General features: G+C 69.6%; 16 protein-coding genes and 1 pseudogene. 13 read left to right on the top strand and 4 right to left on the bottom strand.

Translation table 11 applies throughout. From position 1 onward, the window contains the following. The 4 genes from mch to fae form a co-directional block, all read left to right on the top strand. Window positions 1–760: methenyltetrahydromethanopterin cyclohydrolase (gene mch / locus AC1DOC_RS01680; RefSeq protein ID WP_478129323.1), on the top strand; the 760-nt coding region annotated here is incomplete at its 5' end. Between the two features lie 2 nt (window positions 761–762). After that, complete coding sequence (locus AC1DOC_RS01675) at window positions 763–1,716, top strand: ATP-grasp domain-containing protein (RefSeq protein WP_478079199.1); 954 nt, start codon at window positions 763–765, stop codon at window positions 1,714–1,716. Continuing rightward, window positions 1,716–2,663, top strand: coding sequence for a triphosphoribosyl-dephospho-CoA synthase (locus AC1DOC_RS01670; RefSeq protein ID WP_478079198.1), 948 nt, complete (start codon window positions 1,716–1,718; stop codon window positions 2,661–2,663). Before AC1DOC_RS01675 ends, AC1DOC_RS01670 begins: the two co-directional genes overlap by 1 nt. 83 nt (window positions 2,664–2,746) lie before the next feature. Next, window positions 2,747–3,259: a formaldehyde-activating enzyme gene (fae, locus tag AC1DOC_RS01665; RefSeq protein WP_012748178.1), complete on the top strand. Its 513-nt coding sequence runs from the start codon at window positions 2,747–2,749 to the stop codon at window positions 3,257–3,259. A gap of 56 nt (window positions 3,260–3,315) precedes the next feature. Here fae and AC1DOC_RS01660 read toward each other — a convergent pair whose 3' ends face one another. After that, window positions 3,316–3,825, bottom strand: a complete 510-nt coding sequence (locus AC1DOC_RS01660) for a dihydroneopterin aldolase (protein WP_478079197.1) — start codon at window positions 3,823–3,825, stop codon at window positions 3,316–3,318. Window positions 3,826–4,035: 210 nt separating this feature from the next. Between AC1DOC_RS01660 and AC1DOC_RS01655 the strand changes: the two genes are divergently transcribed. The 5 genes from AC1DOC_RS01655 to AC1DOC_RS01635 are packed head-to-tail and all read left to right on the top strand — an operon-like array spanning window position 4,036 to window position 9,495. Next, window positions 4,036–6,087 (top strand): sigma-54-dependent Fis family transcriptional regulator, encoded by a 2,052-nt coding sequence (locus AC1DOC_RS01655; RefSeq protein ID WP_478129322.1) that lies wholly within the window; start codon window positions 4,036–4,038, stop codon window positions 6,085–6,087. A gap of 18 nt (window positions 6,088–6,105) precedes the next feature. Further along, on the top strand, window positions 6,106–6,759 hold the full coding sequence (locus tag AC1DOC_RS01650; RefSeq protein WP_478129321.1) for a flavoprotein: 654 nt from the start codon (window positions 6,106–6,108) through the stop codon (window positions 6,757–6,759). After that, complete coding sequence (locus AC1DOC_RS01645; RefSeq protein WP_478079194.1) at window positions 6,738–8,213, top strand: DUF6513 domain-containing protein; 1,476 nt, start codon at window positions 6,738–6,740, stop codon at window positions 8,211–8,213. The genes AC1DOC_RS01650 and AC1DOC_RS01645 overlap by 22 nt, the downstream gene beginning before the upstream one ends. Beyond that, window positions 8,210–8,794: a DUF447 domain-containing protein gene (locus AC1DOC_RS01640; protein WP_436044216.1), complete on the top strand. Its 585-nt coding sequence runs from the start codon at window positions 8,210–8,212 to the stop codon at window positions 8,792–8,794. The genes AC1DOC_RS01645 and AC1DOC_RS01640 overlap by 4 nt, the downstream gene beginning before the upstream one ends. Further along, a complete protein-coding gene (locus AC1DOC_RS01635; RefSeq protein ID WP_478079193.1) occupies window positions 8,791–9,495 on the top strand; it encodes a (5-formylfuran-3-yl)methyl phosphate synthase in 705 nt (234 codons plus the stop codon). Before AC1DOC_RS01640 ends, AC1DOC_RS01635 begins: the two co-directional genes overlap by 4 nt. A gap of 3 nt (window positions 9,496–9,498) precedes the next feature. On the opposite strand, the gene AC1DOC_RS01630 is transcribed toward AC1DOC_RS01635, so the two are convergent. From AC1DOC_RS01630 to AC1DOC_RS01620, 3 genes are read right to left on the bottom strand one after another with little or no spacing between them, the layout of a single operon-like run. Beyond that, window positions 9,499–10,098, bottom strand: a complete 600-nt coding sequence (locus tag AC1DOC_RS01630) for an amino acid kinase family protein (protein WP_478129320.1) — start codon at window positions 10,096–10,098, stop codon at window positions 9,499–9,501. Further along, window positions 10,098–11,198, bottom strand: a complete 1,101-nt coding sequence (locus tag AC1DOC_RS01625; RefSeq protein ID WP_478079192.1) for a hydantoinase/oxoprolinase family protein — start codon at window positions 11,196–11,198, stop codon at window positions 10,098–10,100. The genes AC1DOC_RS01630 and AC1DOC_RS01625 overlap by 1 nt, the downstream gene beginning before the upstream one ends. Next, window positions 11,185–12,174, bottom strand: coding sequence for an ATP-grasp domain-containing protein (locus AC1DOC_RS01620; protein ID WP_478079191.1), 990 nt, complete (start codon window positions 12,172–12,174; stop codon window positions 11,185–11,187). Before AC1DOC_RS01620 ends, AC1DOC_RS01625 begins: the two co-directional genes overlap by 14 nt. A 38-nt stretch (window positions 12,175–12,212) precedes the next feature. On the opposite strand from AC1DOC_RS01620, the gene AC1DOC_RS01615 reads away from it, so the two are divergent. From AC1DOC_RS01615 to AC1DOC_RS01600, 4 genes and pseudogenes are all read left to right on the top strand, one after another. Further along, window positions 12,213–12,947, top strand: a complete 735-nt coding sequence (locus tag AC1DOC_RS01615) for a HisA/HisF-related TIM barrel protein (protein WP_478079190.1) — start codon at window positions 12,213–12,215, stop codon at window positions 12,945–12,947. Window positions 12,948–13,179: 232 nt separating this feature from the next. Continuing rightward, a complete protein-coding gene (locus tag AC1DOC_RS01610) occupies window positions 13,180–14,403 on the top strand; it encodes a molybdopterin-binding domain-containing protein (RefSeq protein WP_478079189.1) in 1,224 nt (407 codons plus the stop codon). After that, on the top strand, window positions 14,400–16,085 hold the full coding sequence (locus AC1DOC_RS01605; RefSeq protein ID WP_478079188.1) for a formylmethanofuran dehydrogenase subunit A: 1,686 nt from the start codon (window positions 14,400–14,402) through the stop codon (window positions 16,083–16,085). The genes AC1DOC_RS01610 and AC1DOC_RS01605 overlap by 4 nt, the downstream gene beginning before the upstream one ends. Then, window positions 16,082–16,318 (top strand): annotated as a pseudogene (locus tag AC1DOC_RS01600) (formylmethanofuran--tetrahydromethanopterin N-formyltransferase); the annotation flags it as partial. The gene AC1DOC_RS01605 and the pseudogene AC1DOC_RS01600, both read left to right, overlap by 4 nt.

The following is a 16,318-nucleotide window of genomic DNA, read 5'->3' as shown; positions in this document are numbered from 1 at the left end:
GGGCTGGCCCACGTGGCTCGACGTGCGCAGCTCGCAGCCGGTGCTGGCCTGCCTTGGCAGCCAGTACGCCGGCTGGAGCCTCTCGGCCACCAAGGAAGAGACCGGCGGCAAGAAGTTCTTTTCGCTCGGCTCGGGGCCGGCGCGCGCGCTGGCGGTCAAGGAAAAACTCTTTGCCGAACTGGGCTACCGCGACCATGCACCCTGCGGCGTGCTGGTGCTGGAAGTCGATCGCGCGCCGCCGAAGATCGTGATCGACAAGCTGCTGCGCGATTGCGGCTTGGCTGCCGAAGCGCTGACCCTGATCCTCACGCCCACCACCAGCCTGGCGGGCACCACGCAGGTGGTGGCGCGCGTGCTCGAGGTGGCGCTGCACAAGGCGCACGAGCTCGGATTTGCGCTCGCCAACATCGTCGAGGGGGCCGGCACCGCGCCGCTGCCGTCGCCGAGCGCCGATGGCGTCGAGGCCATGGGCCGCACCAACGACGCCATCCTGTACGGCGGCCGCGTGCACCTGACGGTCCGCGGCGACGATGCCGCGGCACGCGAGCTGGCGCGCGCGCTGCCCTCGCGCAATTCGCGCGACCACGGCCGCTCGTTCGCCGAGATCTTCAAGGAGGTCGAGTACGACTTCTACAAGATCGACGGCGCCTTGTTCGCACCGGCCGAGGTGTGGGTCAGCAACATCGACAGCGGCAACACCTGGCACGGTGGCGCGCCCGACATGGCGCTGCTGCAGCGCCTGTGGCTGCAGGAGGCCTGACCGTGCGCATCGTCATCATGACGGACGAGATCGGCTGGCACACGCGCCAGCTGCAGGCCGCGCTGCGCGCACGCGGCGCGGTGGGGCGCTGCGTCGACCTGGCCGACTGCAACATCGACACCACTGCGGCATGGCATGGCCTGGTCATTCCCGGCTATGGCCGCGAGCTGCCCGATGCGGTGYTGGTGCGCGGCATCGCCGGCGGAAGCTTCGAGCAGGTCACCAAGCGCCTGGGCGTGCTGCATGCCCTGCGCGAACTGGGCGTGCCGGTCTACAACGATGCGCGCGCCATCGAGCGCACGGTCGACAAGTCGATGACCAGCCTGCTGCTGCATGCCGCGCGCATTCCCGCGCCCGCCACCTGGGCCACCGAGTCGGCGGCGCAGGCGCGGCGCATCGCCATGCGCGAGATGGCCGCGGGCCATGCGCTGGTGCTCAAGCCCTTGTTCGGCTCGCAGGGAAAGAACCTGCAGCTGGTGGGCGAGGTCGACGGCGCTCATCATCCGATGCCCGACATCGACGCGCGCTACGCGGGCCTGGCCTACCTGCAGCGCTTCGTGCCGCCCATGGCCTCGCCGGGCTTCGATTGGCGCGTGATGGTGGTGGGCGGGCGTGCCGTCACCGCGATGCGGCGCGTCAGCACGCACTGGATCCACAACGTGGCCCAGGGCGCGCGCTGCGAGCCGGCCGTGCTGGAGCCCGTGCTTGCGCAACTGGCCGAAGGCGCGGCGCAGGCGCTCGATATGGACTACGCGGGCGTGGACCTCATCGCGGCGGCCAGCGGGCCGAAGATCCAGGTGCTCGAGGTCAATGGCGTGGCGGCCTGGCAGGGGCTGCAGCGCGTGACGGGCTTCAACATCGCGCGCGCCATCGTCGACGACCTGCTCGACCGCAAGCTCGCGCAGGCGCGCCGCCTCGCGCAGCAGAACCTGCCGCCGCCGGAGCGCCGCGCCTGATGATGATGACGAATGCGCGGCAGGCGGCCATCGAGCGTGCACGGGCCTGCTTCCTGCGCGCCTGCTGGCTCGACGTGGCGGTGCGCAAGCCAGGCAACGTGAGCCAGGCTTCGCCGGGCCACGGCATGCAGGCCTCGATGTTCATCGCCAGCGCCGAGGCCGCAGCCGATGCGCTGTTCGAGCCCGGCTTGCGCGTGGGTGCGCGCATCGAGGCTGCCGTGGCCGCTACCTGGGCGGTGGCGGGGTGCAACACCAATCTCGGCATCCTGCTGCTGTGCGCGCCCATCGCGCTCGCGGTGGAGCAGCATCCGCAGGCCGCAACCCCCATGGCCTTGCGCGCGGCCGTGGCGTCGGTGCTGGCCGCGCTCGACATCGACGATGCGCGCGCCGCCTACCGCGCGATTGCGCAGGCGCATCCCGGTGGCATCGGCACCGCGCCGGCCGAGGACGTGCGCGATGCGCCCAGCGTCGACCTGCGTGCCGCCATGGCGCTTGCCGCCGACCGCGACCTCATCGCGCGCCAGTACCGCGACGGTTTCGCGGACCTGTTCGCGCTGGCGTTCCAGGAGCCGGTGCAGCCGGCGGGCTGCGGCGACGTGCCGGCCGATACCGGTGCACCACCCGATGCCGCCACTGTGGCTTTCGTCCAACGGCTTTACCTGGCCTGCCTGAGCGCCTTTCCTGATTCACACATTGTTCGAAAACACGGCGATCGCGTGGCACAGACTGTCATGACGGCGGCGCAGGCCTGGCGGGAGCGCGCCGGCGCGGGCGTGGCGCTCGACGCCGACCCCGGCTTCGCGGCCTGGGACCTTTCCCTCAAGGCCGCAGGCGTCAATCCCGGGACCAGCGCCGATTTCACCGTGGCGGCGCTGCTGCTTTCAAGCTGGATCCGCTCGTGCGCGGCGCCTGCGCGCGACGCGGCCGATGGATGGCACGGATCGTGATACCCATGGCTTTGCGCTGGTCTTCCTGACCAGTGTCGTATTGACCCTAAACACCTTGGACCTCTGAGAGGAGACTCGAAACCATGGCAAAAATCGATCGACTGATGGTGGGCGAATCGCTCGTTGGCGACGGCAACGAAGTAGCCCATATCGACCTGATCATCGGACCGCGCGGCAGCGCTGCCGAGACCGCCTTCGCGAACGCGTTGACGAACAACAAGGACGGCTTCACTTCGCTGCTCGCAGTCGTGGCTCCCAACCTGCTGACCAAGCCGGCCACCGTGATGTTCAACAAAGTGACCATCAAGGGCGCCAAGCAGGCGGTGCAGATGTTCGGGCCGGCGCAGCGCGCCGTGGCGCTGGCGGTGGCCGACAGCGTCGAGGATGGCACCATCCCCATGGCGGAGGCGGACAACCTGTTCATCTGCGTCGGCGTGTTCATCCACTGGCTTGCCGACGACGACAAGAAGATCCAGGACTACAACTACCAGGCCACCCGCGAAGCCATCCAGCGCGCCGTGGCCGGCTCGCCGACGGCCGCGGAAGTGGTCGACAAGAAGGGCACGACGGCGCACCCGTTCGCAGCCCACCTCTGAGCCGCAAGAACAAAAGCCGACGCGTGAACCGCGTCGGCTTTTTTATCTTCGGAGGTTCAGTGCTTGGCGGGCACCATGCCGCTCGCAAGAAAGTTCAGCACGGTGGCGCCGTGCCCCAGCTTCGAGGCGCGGTGCGTGGGTGCATGGCGCTCGATCTGCACACCCACGGCCTGCACGTCGTCGAACTTGCGCGGCTTCACGACCTTCACGCGGACCCAGCTGGCGCCGAACTCGTCGATGAGGATGTCGGCAATGGCCTCTGCAAAGGCCTCCAGCAGCTGCAGCCGGTGCTCGGCCATGAGCCGCACCAGCCGCTCGCGCACCACGCCGTAGTCGATGGTGTCGCCGATGCGGTCGGTGTCGCAGGCGCGTGCGCGGGGCACGCCGGCGTGCACGTCGATCAAGAGCGGCTGCGGATGATGCAGCTCGGAGTCGTGGATGCCGATCACCGTCTGGCCGCTGAAGCCCTCGATGAAGATCAGGTCCATGGGCGCAGGTGTCTCGGCCGCATCGGGCGAGGCATTCGAGGAAAGGCGGGCGATGGAAGGACGCGGGCTGGTGTTCAAGTGGTGTCTCCAGTGATCGAATATGTTTGAAAGTGTGTCTGGCGGCATGCAAGCCCACCCCAGCGAGACTCGTCAACGCAAAATGCAGGCCAGAGACCGGACCCGCTCCGGCATTGCCAGTGCTTGGTGTTTCACCGGGTGCGCGGCAGGCCGGCAGGCACAACAATGGGCCGAACAAGGAGACACGATGGAACGCGCCGGAGAACTCCAATGACATTGACGCTGAGACAAGGCGATCGACACGCTGACCGTGTGCTCGACGTGGTGAGGCGGGGCTTTCATGAAGAGGGCAATGACCTGGTCACGCGCTCGTGGAGCCGCTGCCTGAACCAGTACCAGCTCGATCCGGGCCGCCCGCGCGAACCGGTGGTCATTGCATCGTCGGCGCTGCAGAGCCGGCGCAACCAGCATGCCGACGTCATCGAGTGCGCACGCTACGAGATGACCACGCTCTACCAGCAGCTCGCCGATGCCGAATCCGCCGTGGTGCTGACCGACACCGACGGCGTGATCGTGCACATGGTGTCCTCGCCCGAGTTCGCCGCCGAAGCGGAGCCCATGGGCCTGCGCGCCGGCGGCATGTGGGGCGAGGCCGAGGCCGGCACCAACGGCATGGGCACTTGCCTGGCCGCGGCGCATCCGATCTCCGTGCGGCGCGAAGAACATTTCTTCAGCCACTTCACGCAGCTCACGTGCTCGGCGGTGCCGGTGTTCGATCCGTCCGGCGAGATCATCGCGGTGCTCGACGTGACCAGCCGATCCAGCCTCATGCAGCAGCACGTGCTGGTGCTCTTGGGCATGACGGCGCGCATGATCGAGAACCGGCTCATCGACAAGCGCTTCTCGAATGCGCATCCGCTGCACTTCCACAGCCGGCCCGAATTCGTCTACACGCTGCATGAAGGCAAGCTCGCGGTCGGCGACGACGGGCGCATTCTTGCGGCCAACCRCAGCGCCTTGTTCCAGCTCGGCCTGCAGTCGATGGACGAGATCCGCACGCAGCGCATCGACGACCTGTTCCAGACCTCGCTCGAAGACATCGTCCAGCGCAGCCTTTCTTCTTCATTCCATCCGGTGGTGGCCTACCGCGCCAATGCGGCGCTGCGCTTCTTCGCGGTGGCGCGGCGGCCGGCTTCGGACGCCGCCACGCCGGCGCGTGCGCGCGTGGCCGGCGCGGCAGGCACGGCTTCGATGGTGGCGGAGACGGGCGCCGAAGTCTTCCGCGCGCCATTGCGGCCGGCGGCCGCGCGTGCGCCGAGCGTCCGCACCTTCAAGGACGCGCGGCTGGTCGCGCACCTGGACACCGCGCGGCGCGTGGTCGCGCGCCGGACTCCCGTGCTGCTGTGCGGCGAGACGGGCTCGGGCAAGGAAGTGTTCGCGCGCGCCATCCACGAGAGCAGCCCGCACGCAGACGGCGCCTTCGTCGCAGTCAATTGCGCGAGCCTGCCCGAGACGCTGATCGAATCCGAACTCTTCGGCTACAAGGCCGGCGCCTTCACCGGCGCACAGCGCAGCGGGCGGCGCGGCAAGATCCTGCAGGCCGACGGCGGCACCTTGTTCCTCGACGAAATCGCCGACATGCCGCTGGAGCTGCAGGCCCGGCTGCTGCGCGTKCTCGACGAGCGCCAGGTCACGCCGCTGGGCACCGAGGACACCCATCCGGTGGACTTCCAGCTCGTGAGCGCGAGCCACCAGCACCTGCCGAGCCTGGTGCGCGAAGGCCGCTTCCGCGAAGATCTCTACTACCGCCTGGCCGGCATCGAACTCGACCTGCCCGCGCTGCGCGACCGCAGCGACAAGCGCGATCTGATCCACGACGTGCTCAAGGACGAAGGCGGCAGCGACAGCCGGCTCGGCGAAGAGGCCGAGCGCCTGCTCATGGCCTATTCATGGCCCGGCAACCTGCGGCAGTTGCGCCATGTGCTGCGCAGCGCCGCCGCGCTGGCCGACGGCAAGACCATCACGCGGGAGCACCTGCCTTCGCTGGCCGTGCGCACGGCACCTTCGCCATTGCCCGCGCTGGCCCATGCGGCAGTGTCCGAACCGTCGTCCGATGCCGCCGCGGAAGCGTCGCCGTCCGATGCGGCACCTGCCATCAAGCAACTCAACCCGATCCAGGCCAACGAGCGGCAGGTGCTGCTGCAGATGCTCGAGCAGCATCGCTGGAACGTGAGCAACGTCGCCAAGGCGCTCGATGTCAGCCGCAACACCCTGTACCGAAAACTCCACAAGCTTCACATCGAGATCTCTCCACCCGATTGAGCCCAAAGGCTCGCAGACATGACGAACGGGGAGCCGGCGGGCAAGGGCAAGATCGATCCACGCGGCGCCGCATTGGCCGCCGAAGACGGCGAAGCGCCGCTGCCGGCATCGCCGCCGCGTTCGCGGCTGGCCTGGTGCATCACGGGTTCGGGCCATTTCCTGGAGGAATCGCTTGCGATTGCGGCGCGGCTGCCTTCGGTCGACCTGTTCCTCTCGGCCGCGGCCGAGGAGGTGCTGCCCATCTACAAGCTGCAGATCGAGGCGCTGAAACCGCGCTTCCGTGTCTTTCGCGACAAGACCGCCAGCGGCGTGCCGGTGGGCATGCYCTACGACGATGTCTATCACACGGTGGTGGTGGCGCCGGCCACCAGCAACACGGTGGCCAAGTGCGCATTCGGCATCAGCGACTCGCTGCCGACCAACATGTTTGCGCAAGCCGGCAAGCTCGGCATTCCTGGCATCGTGTTTGCATGCGATACGGAACCGGTGGTGGTGACCAAGTCGCCGCATGACTGGGTCACGCTGCGTCCGCGGCGCATCGAACTGGACAACGTGGAGCGGCTGCGCGGCATCGACTTTTGCCAGGTGGTCTGTTCACCGGCCCAACTGGAGACCGCGCTCGACACGCGCCTGAAGGAACTTTCTCTCGCATGGAACACATCGTCTTCCTGACCGGGCGCCTCGCCCAAGCCAGCCTCACGCGGGTGCTGGCCGGGATCGAGGCGGCACCGTTCACATGGGAAGTGCGCGAGATCGGCCTGCAGGTGGCGGCACTGATGACGGCCGACATGATCCGCCGCCGCGTTGCGGCCCCGGTGTTCACCGAGGGCGAAGGCGAGGGCGCCGCACCGCGCCGCGCCGACCGCATCATGGTGCCGGGCCGCTGCCGCGGCGACGTCGAGGCGCTGAGCCTTCACTTCGGCGTTCCGGTGGAGCGCGGCCCGCAAGAGCTGAAAGACCTGCCGCGCCACTTCAACCGCAGCGCGCGCGCCGTCGACCTGGACGACTACGAGGTCGCGATCTTTGCCGAGATCGTCGATGCGCCGCGGCTCTCGGTGGCGCAGATCATCGCGCGCGCGCAGCAACTCGCGGCCGACGGTGCCAACGTGATCGACCTGGGCTGCCTGCCCGAAACGCGCTTCGACCACCTGGCCGAAAGCGTGCAGGCGCTGAAGGCCGCGGGCTTCCAGGTCAGCGTCGATTCGAGCGACACACAGGAGCTGCTGCTCGGCGGCAAGGCCGGCGCCGACTACCTGCTGAGCCTTACGCTCGACACCCTGTGGATCGCCGACGAGGTCGCGGCCACGCCCGTGCTGATACCGCGCGTTCCGGCCGATGAAGCGTCGCTGTACGAAGCCGTCGAGCAGATGCAGCGCCGCGGCCGCGCCTTCCTGGCCGATTCGATCCTCGACCCCATACCTTTCGGCCTGACCGCCTCCATCGTGCGCTACCACCGGCTGCGCGAGCGCTTCCCCGATGCGCCGATCATGCTGGGCGTGGGCAACCTCACCGAGCTCACCGAGGCCGACACCAGCGGCATCAACGCGGTGCTGTTCGGCATTGCCGCCGAGCTGAACGTGGCGGCGGTGCTGACCACCCAGGTGAGCCAGCATGCGCGCCGCGCGGTGAGCGAGGCCGACTGGGCGCGCCGCATCATGCATGCAGCGGCGCGCAACGCCACCTTGCCCAAGGGCATGAGCGATGCGCTGATGACCGTGCATGCCAAGCATCCCTTCCCCGACACGCCCGAAGAAATCGGCGAGATCGCCTCGCAGGTGCGCGACCCCAACTTTCGCGTGCAGATATCGCCGCTCGGCCTGCACGTGTACAACCGCGACGGCATGCGGCTTGCCCAGGGCGCCTTCGAACTCTGGCCGCAGCTCCAGCTGCAGGACGACGCCGACCATGCGTTCTACATGGGCGTGGAGCTGGCGCGCGCCGAGATCGCCTGGCAGCTCGGCAAGCGCTACGTGCAGGACCAGCCGCTCGACTGGGGCTGCGCCGCGCCGCGGGCCACCGAAGACCTCGCGCGCTGGTGCGCACCGGGAACCACCATGAAGACATCGAAGAAGAACAGCGCAGCCGAGAGCGGTGCCGCCAGCACCACCGCGCCATCCCCCTCATGAACGACCAGATCTTCGAAGCCGTGGTGACCACCGTGGCCCCCGGCGGCAAGCCGCACGTGGCGCCCATGGGCATCCGCTACCAGGAGGGCGGCATCCTGCTGATGCCGTTCAAGCCCTCGACCACGCACGACAACATCGTGGCCACCGGCCATGCGGTGCTCAACATCGTCTGCGACACGCGCGTGTTCGCGGGCTGCGTCACGGGCCGCAAGCTGTGGCCCACGCTGCCGGCCGAGCGCATCGAAGGCGTGCGGCTGGCTGCTGCGCTGCGCCACGTCGAACTCGAACTGGCCGAGCAGCGCGACGACGTGCAGCGGCCGGTATTGCGCATGGTGGCCGTGCACGAGGCCACGCATGCGCCGTTTGCCGGCTTCAACCGCGCGCAGGCCGCGGTGATCGAAGGCGCCGTGCTGGTGAGCCGGCTGCACATGCTCCCCCCCGAAAAAGTGGAAACCGAAATGACCTACCTGCAGATCGCGATCGACAAGACCGCCGGCCCCGAGGAACGCGAGGCCTGGGAGTGGCTGCGCGCCGCGGTCGCGCAGCACCGTGCTGCCACCGCCCGGGAGCGCACATCATGACGATGCGCATGCTGGTCAGTGTGCGCAGCGTGGACGAAGCCCTGCTCGCGGCCCGCGGCGGCGCCGACTTCATCGACCTGAAGGAACCCAACGAAGGCGCACTGGGCGGCCTGCCGGTGGCAACCATCGGCGCCATCGTGAGTGCGCTGCGCGGGCACGGCATCGGCCTGCCCGTGAGCGCGACGATCGGCGACCTGCCGATGCATGCGCGGGACGCGATCCTGGCGCAGGTGGACGCGGTCGGTGCCTGCGGCGTCGACTATGTGAAGGTCGGCATCGAGCGCGGGCCCGAGGCCTTCGCGGTGCTCGATGCGCTCGCGGCCTGCCACTGGCCGGTGGTGCCGGTCTTCATCGGCGACCACGGGCTCGATGCCGCGCTGGCCGCGCATGCCTGCACGCTGGGCTTTCCCGGGCTCATGGTCGACACCGCCGACAAGGAAGCCGGCAGCCTGTTCGATGCCGTGCCGATGGCCGATCTGCGCGCCTTCCTGGCCCAGGTGCGCGCGGCGGGACAAATGGCCGGCGTGGCGGGCGCGCTGCGCGTGGCGCATGTTCCGCTGCTGCAATCGCTCGCGCCGGACTTCGCGGGTTTTCGCAGCGCCGTCTGCGTGGGCGACCGCAAGGCGGCCCTGAGCCCGGAGCGGCTTGCGGCACTGGCCGCGCTGCTGCACGGCGAGGCGGTAGAGCCTGTAGCGGTCTGAACTTCAGCGCGGGGCGAAGGTGGCCTCGCCCAGCAGCAGCGCACGCATGGTCGCGAGCTGGTTCTTGTGGAGCAGGGTGATCGGAAACGCCGCATCGCCGGAGCGTTCGGCAAACTGCTGGTCGACCACGCCGGCATCGCCGAGCYCATTGAGCGTCATCTGCGGATCRATGGTGCACGACTTCACCAGCACCAGCTGCTCGGCATTGAGATGCTTGGCGAGGTCGAGCGCGATGGTGTCGGACGTGGCGTCCCAGCTGGTGCGGCCGTCCGGCTTGTCGCGCCGCAGTTCGAGCGGCAGCCACAGCGCGGTTTTTCCGCGCCGCAGCAGCTCGGGGATTTCGGTCTTGCGCGCGGCCAGCTGCAGCGCCGGGTTCAGCGCATGCAGCTGGTAGGCCGTCTGCGCCATGGCGAGCACCGCCATGTTGTGGGCGGCCAGGTCGTTGAACTGCCAGTGCGCCTGCACGCGCCGCACTTCGTCTGCAAAGGTGCCGCCGCCGCAGACCACCGTGACGCGGCCGCCGCCGATCTGCGTGAGCAGATCGAGCCACTGCGGCAGCACCGGGTCGGCACAGAGGCTGCCGCCAATCTTGACCACCCACATCAGTCGTGCTCCCTTTCGAACAGCGCGGCCACCGCCACGCTCGGCGCGCACACCTGCGCCCAGCCGGCGATGCCTGCGGGCGCATGGCGGGCGACGTTTGCCACGTCGCTGCCATAGGCGGCAAAGCGGCGCGGCACGGCACCCGCGCCTTCACCCTCTGCGGCGACGGCGGCCAGCCCAGGCACCAGGAAGGCGCCGCAGCCTGCGCTCACCACCACGGCATCGCGCGAGAGCGCATGCGCCGCCAGCACGCGGCGCAACTGCGCACCGATGGCCTCGACCTGCGCCGCGCGCCAGGCGCGCGCGAGCTCCAGCCATTCTTCAGCGGATGCATCGCGCTCGTCCAGCCCCACCATGCGCGCAAGGCGCTGGCGCGTGGCCGGCAGGCTCTTGGCTGCGTTGTCGGCGCTGGGGTGCAGGTCGTGCGCCGGGTCGAGCTCGCCGCACAGCCGGTAGACGTCGGCCGTGGTCGCGAAGAACTCGTTCATCACGTGCCTTGCCTGGCCGCGCCATTCGATGCGCTGGGTCAATGCGCACACCGGCGTGCGCACCACGCCGTGGTAGGCCAGCTCGCCACTCACCAGGCGCTCGGCGTCGGTGCGGCTGGTGGTCAGCACGCGCTGGTTGCCGAAGGCGATCAGGTCGGTGGTGGTGCTGCCGATGTCGACCAGCACGCCTTCGGGGAACACGAGCGCGGCATGCCGCGCGGTCGCGAGCCAGTTGGCCGAGGCGATGTGCTCCCAGTGCCGCGCGACATCGGCCGCCGTGCACCAGCCCGCATCGCCGGCAAAGAAATGCAGCGCGCCCGGCCGCGTGGGCAAGGTGGCCGCCAGTGCCGCGGCAATGCCGCGCACGCCGGCTTCGCGATCGGGAAACAGGTCGACCATCTCGCCCGTCATGGTGACGGCATGCTGTGCGGACGCAAGCATGGGCCAGCGCGTGCCTGCGGCCTGCAGCGCACGCGCCAGATGGTCGAGGCCCTGCCAGAGCGGACAGCCCCACTGCGCCACGTCGACCACCTCGCCGCCTTGCAGCAGGCAGGCCTTCACATGGGCGCCGCCGATGTCCCAGCCGATGGTGGTGCGTTCAGGCGACGGCACGCGCAAGTTCCCGTTCTTGGGTGCCGCCGCCGTGCAGGCGGTCCGCCAGCAGCTCCGCCGCCAGGTTGCGGCCCAGCGCCGCCGAGAGCCCGACATAGGCGCAGGTGACGCGCGGATTGACCTCGATCACCACCGGCCCGTGCTGCGGATGCCAGACCAGGTCGATGCCCGCGAAGCCGCGCAGCCCGGGGATGGCACGCGCCACCTGCATGGCCAGCGCGGCCAGGTCATGCCGGCGCGGATCGCCGCGGCCCACCGCATCGACATTCACGCCATCGAAAGACAGCTTGCCGTGCGCATCGATCGAAATGCGTTGGCGGTTGATGCTCAGCATTTCGGCATTCTGCTCCGTGCACAGCAGCGAGAGGCTCAGGGCTTCGCCCTCGATCCAGGGCTCGAGCGTCAAGGTGGCGCCGGCCTGCGTGCGCGTGGCCTGGTCGTCGAGCGCATCGGCGTGGCGCTGGTGCACGTGGGTGGCCACGCCGCCGGCGCCATCGTCGGGCTTGACCACCCAGCGCGCGATGTCGGGCGCATCGGCAAAGGCCAGCGGCGTTTGCACGCCGTGCGCGGCCAGGTGTGCGAGCGTGGCTTTCTTGCCGGCCGTGAGTTCGATGGCCTCGGCGCTGCAGCCGAGCCAGCGCGCATCGCCCACGGTGCGCTGGAAGCGCGCAAGCAGGCCGTCCGTCTCGGGCGCCACCAGCCACACGAGGTCGTGCAGCGCGCTCTGCCGCGCGACGAAGTCGAAGGCCGATTCGTTGGGGCGGGCCCGCAGTGGCACGGCGCCTGCAGGCAGGGTGTTCCCCGGTTCGCAGACTGCCGCGGAGACCGAACAATCGGCGGCGCGCACCAGGTCTGCCACCATGGCATCGCGCATCGACAGGCCCAGCGGCAGCAGCTCGTCGGCTGCGGTGTCGTCGCCATAGTCGCTCCAGCCGCCGCCGCTGAGATACTCGTAAACAAAAACGCGTTGGGTCATTTCATCATCCACTTTCCGGGTTCTTCCCCATCTTTCCCATGACTTCCGAACTGAACCTGATTCCTGTCGTCGACCTGCTGAACAGCCAGGTGGTGCGGGCCGTGCGCGGCGACCGCAAGGCCTACCGGCCGATCGTGTCGGCGCTGTGCGCCAGCAGCGATCCGGTGACGGTGGCGCGCATCCTGTGCGAGCACTGCGCGGCGCGCCAGCTGTACGTGGCCGACCTCGATGCCCTGCAGGGCGGGGCGGTGCAGGCCGGCGTGCTGGCCGATCTGCTGCAGGCGCTGCCGGGCATCGAGCTGTGGCTGGATGCCGGCTTGGCGGATGCATCGGCCGGCCAGGCGCTGCGCGAGCAGCTGGCGCCGTACGCGCCCCGCATCGTGCTGGTGTTCGGCAGCGAATCGCTGCGTTCGCGGGAGGCGCTGGAGCGCTGTTTCGAGGCCACGGCCGGTGATGGCGCCGGTGACCCCGGGGCGGCGCTGTCGCTGGACCGGCGCGACGGCCAGCGGCTCGATGCCGCCGGCTGCTGGGATGCGGTGGACCTGTGGCCGAAGCGGCTGATCGTGATGACGCTGGAGCGCGTCGGCTCCGGCGCCGGCCCCGACCTGGAAACGCTGCAGGAGGTGAGGCGCCTGGCGCCGGGCGCCATGGTGATCGGTGCCGGCGGCATCCGCAGCGAGGACGACCTGGCGCGTGCGAGCGCCGCCGGCGCCGATGCCTGGCTGGTGGCCAGCGCGCTGCACGACCTGCAATTGCCACGCGTACGCCGCTGATCTGCCGAAGCCGGTGCGACGAGGGTGGGTGAGGCGTGCCATCAGCCCGCTGTACACACGAACCGTGCCATCCACCGGCGGGCTCGCTTGCACTGCCGCCGGCCCCTGCCGGCACGCATTGACCGCCAAAAGCGCAACACTCTGTCTCACTTCGTGTGTGTCAACAGGGCCCGGTCCCAAGGCGCGGCGGCCCTTCGGGTGAATGGCACATGGCTTGCGTGGTGGCCTGCCCATGAATCAACCCGACACTGCCGCGCCAGCCGGCAATGCCCCCTGGACCTGCCCCTTTTGCCCCCTGCTGTGCGACACCTTCGGCGTCGAGCTGGGCACGCCGCTCAAGCTCGTGGGCAGCGACTGCCCGCGCGCGCGCGATGCGCTCGCCAATTTCGATGCCTCGGCCGGCGCGGCGCAGCCCCGGGCCGGCGGCCAGGACTGCGACCTGGACACGGCGATCGGCAAGGCCGCCTCGCTGCTCGCGGCCAGCCGCCAGCCGCTGTTCGGCGGCCTCGGCACCGATGTCGCGGGCGCCCGGGCGCTCTACGCGCTGGCCTGCGAAACCGGCGCCATCTGCGACCCGGCCCAGGGCCAGGCGCTGATGCACGGCCTGCGCGCGCTGCAGGACCGCGGCGGCTTCAGCACCACGCTGGCGGAAGCGAAGACGCGTGCCGACCTGGTCGTCTGCATGACCGAGGAGCCGGCGGCGCACTACCCGGAGTTCTTCCGCCGCATCGGCGTGGGGGAGCGCGAAGGCGTGGCCGTGGAAACGCTGCCCCTGCACGGCGACCTGTTCGATACCGTGGCCCTGCTCGCGGCGCTCGTGGCGGGCCGTGTTTCCAAGGACGATGCCCGCGTGCCGGCCGATCTGGCGGCGCTTTCGGCGCGGCTGCAGGCAGCGCGCTATGCGGTGCTGGTGTATGAATCGGGCCGGCTGCCGGCGCAGGGCGCGTTGATCGTCGAGGCAATCCAGCGCATCGTCGCCACGCTCAACCGCAGCACGCGCGCGGCCTCGCTGCCGCTGGGCGGTGGCGACGGCGCTTCCACCGTGAACCAGGTGTTCGCCTGGCTCTCGGGCCTGCCGCTGCGTTCGCGCGCCGGGCCGCTGGGCCTGGAGCATGAGCCGCTGTGCTTCGATGCCGGGCGCCTGCTGGCCGATGGCGCGGTCGACACGCTGCTGTGGGTGTCGAGCTACGGCCCCCAGCCCGCGCCGCCCGCCGCAGGCATGCCGCGCATCGTGCTCGGCCATCCGGCAATGCGCGCGACCCAGGATGCGCACGAGCTGGTGTTCATTCCCGTGTCGACCCCCGGCATCGGCTCCGCGGGCCATCTGTTCCGCACCGACGGCTCGGTGCTGCTGCCGCTGCGGCCCGTGTACGACGACGGGCTGCCGAGCGTGGGCGAAGTGGTCCGGCGGCTGACGCAGGCGGTGCAGGCGCTGAAGAAGGGGCACGTGCAATGACGGCGACACTGCGCCTGCGCGGCGGCCGTGTGATCGATCCCGCGAACGGCCGCGACGAGGTGCGCGACCTGTACGTGCAGGGCGGCCGCATGGTCGAGCTCGCACCGAATGAAGCCGCCACCGAGGAGATCGACATCGGCGGCTGCATCGTGATGGCCGGCGGCATCGACATGCACACCCACATCGGCGGGGGCAAGGTCAACCTCGCGCGCATGCTGCTGCCCGAAGACCACCGCGCCAACGCCAACCCCATCGCGCTGCCCGACAACCTGCTCGAGCTGGCCTCGTGCGGCACCTGCACGCCGGGCACGCTGGCCACCGGCTACCGCTATGTCGAGATGGGCTACACGGCGGCCTTCGAGCCGGCCATGATGGCCTGCAATGCGCGCCACGCGCACATGGAGATGGGCGACACGCCGATCCTCGACCACGGCGCCTACGTGATGCTCGGCAACGACGAGCTGTTCTTGCGCATGCTGGCCGAAGGCTGGGACTTCGAGCGCATCCGCGATTACGCGGGCTGGACCATCAATGCCAGCAAGGCGATGGGCGTGAAGGTGGTGAACCCGGGCGGCATCTCGGCCTTCAAGTTCAACCAGCGCAAGCTCGACGTCGATGAGAACCATGTGCACTGGCAGGTCACGCCGCGGCAGGTGGTGCACACGCTGGCGCGTGCGCTGCGCGAGCTTGGTGTGCCGCACCCGCTGCACATCCACGGCAGCAACCTGGGCGTGGCCGGCAACATCCAGTCCACGCTCGACACCATCGCCGCGCTCGACGGACTGCCGGGGCACCTGACGCACATCCAGTTCCACGCCTATGGCACCGAGGGCCCGAAGAAGTTCTCCTCGGCCGCGCTGCAGCTCGCCGAGGTGGTGAACGCGAACAGGAACGTGAGCATCGACGTGGGCCAGATCATGTTCGGCCAGACCGTCACGGCCTCGGGCGACACCATGCGCCAGCATGCGCAGTCGGGCCTGGCCGATCCGCGCAAGTGGATCGGCGCCGACATCGAATGCGAGGCCGGCTGCGGCGTGGTGCCGTTCCGCTACCGCGAGCAGAGCTACGTGAACGCGCTGCAGTGGGTCATCGGGCTGGAGATCTTCCTGCTGGTCGACGATCCATGGCGCGTGGTGCTGACCACCGACCATCCCAACGGCGGCCCGTTCACGAGCTATCCGCACCTGATCCGCCTCTTGATGGACCGCAGCTTCCGCGAGGAACAGCTCGCCAAGCTGCACCCCGAAGTGGCGGCGCAGGCCGCGCTGCGCTCGATCACGCGCGAGCTCTCGCTCTACGAGATCGCGATCATGACCCGCGCCGGCCCCGCGCGGCTGCTGGGCCTGCGCGACCGCGGCCACCTGGGCGCGGGCGCCGCGGCCGACATTGCGGTGTATCGCGAGAACGCCGACCGCGAAGCCATGTTCGCAACGCCCGAATACGTGTTCAAGGACGGCGTGCTGGTCTCGCGCGCCGGCCGCGTCACGGCGGCGCCGGTGGGCGGCACGCACTTCGTTGCACCCGACTACGACCGCGGCATCGAGAAGCGGCTGCGCCGGCATCTTGCGGCGCAGGGCTCGGTCAACTTCGACCACATCGCCATCGGGCACGACGAGCTGTGCCAGTGCTGCAACGGTGGGCGCCTGCTGCCGGCCGAGTGCTTTGAGGAGTCGTCGTCGTGAAGGCCCTCGAGCGCAACGGCGTCGTCATCGACGAAACTTTTGCCGAGGCCTTTCCGATGAAGGCCACGCGCATCCTCATCACGGCGCACAACATGGCGTGGGCGCGCCATGCGGCGGTGTCGGCCACCGGCTTCGCAACTTCGGTGATCGCCTGCGGCTGCGAGGCCGGCATCGAACGCGAGATCTTGCCGGACGAATCGCCCGACGGCCGGCCCGGCGTGAGCGTGCTGATG

The sequence above is a fragment of the Variovorax sp. 01T439_2 genome, assembly GCF_056398445.1.
This window is presented reverse-complemented; position numbering and strand designations above follow the sequence as displayed.